The 239-nt window shown below is 69.9% G+C and carries 1 protein-coding gene; it reads right to left on the bottom strand.

From position 1 onward, the window contains the following. The coding region (locus HKX41_13285) for a CDP-alcohol phosphatidyltransferase family protein (GenBank protein ID NNC25108.1) at positions 1–239 on the bottom strand (239 nt) is incomplete at both ends.

Here is a 239-nt window from a genome sequence, read left to right as displayed (position 1 = left end):
CTCGCGCGCCAGCATGCCGTCGATGGCGTTCAGGGCCATGCGCGCGAACATCCACAACGGCAACAGCGCGAACAGCCACGGCCGCTGCGGCGCGCCCCAGTACACCAGCGCGGCCGCCGCCAGCGACCCCAGCGCGGGGGCGAGGGTGACTTGGTTGGCGCTGACGCCGGCGGCGTAAAACCGCCGCACCAGCGGCCGCAACAGATCCTGGAAGCGTCCTTTCAAAGCATAGATCGAGG

The organism is Salifodinibacter halophilus (genome assembly GCA_012999515.1).
Classification (GTDB): domain Bacteria; phylum Pseudomonadota; class Gammaproteobacteria; order Nevskiales; family Salinisphaeraceae; genus Salifodinibacter; species Salifodinibacter halophilus.
Note: the sequence above shows the minus strand (reverse complement) of the source record. Positions and strands in the feature narration are given on the sequence as shown.